Origin of the sequence: Mesorhizobium sp. M3A.F.Ca.ET.175.01.1.1 (assembly GCF_004791945.1) — a bacterium.
In the GTDB taxonomy this organism is placed as follows: domain Bacteria; phylum Pseudomonadota; class Alphaproteobacteria; order Rhizobiales; family Rhizobiaceae; genus Mesorhizobium.
In genome coordinates this window covers 1-314 of sequence record NZ_SRTP01000215.1, presented here as the reverse complement: position 1 = coordinate 314, position 314 = coordinate 1, and the positions used below count along the sequence as shown (strand labels likewise).

At 63.1% G+C, this 314-nt stretch carries 1 pseudogene; it reads left to right on the top strand.

From position 1 onward, the window contains the following. Nucleotides 1-314 (top strand): annotated as a pseudogene (locus EN818_RS33125) (glycosyltransferase family 1 protein); the annotation flags it as partial.

Sequence of the window (314 nt, the reverse complement as noted above, 5' to 3'; positions counted from 1 at the left end):
ATGCTGTCAGCGCGCATTACGACATTCCGCATGGCGTTTCCGTGCAGCTTGCCAGCTTCAAGGGACCCCTCGCGCGAAGCTATTGGGGTCAGGCTGTGCTGCCCTCCCTGGCTCGGCGCGGCCGCGTGGAGGTATTCTGGGGCCCATCGCATCGCCTGCCGTTCGTTCTCGACAGCACAATGGCACGAGTTGTCACCATCCACGACCTCGTCTGGGTGCACGCGCCCGAAACCATGCGAGCCCGGACTTTGATCGGCGAGCGCCTTCTGATGAAACCCGCCTTGCGAAAGACCGATGTCGTGGTCGCGGATTCG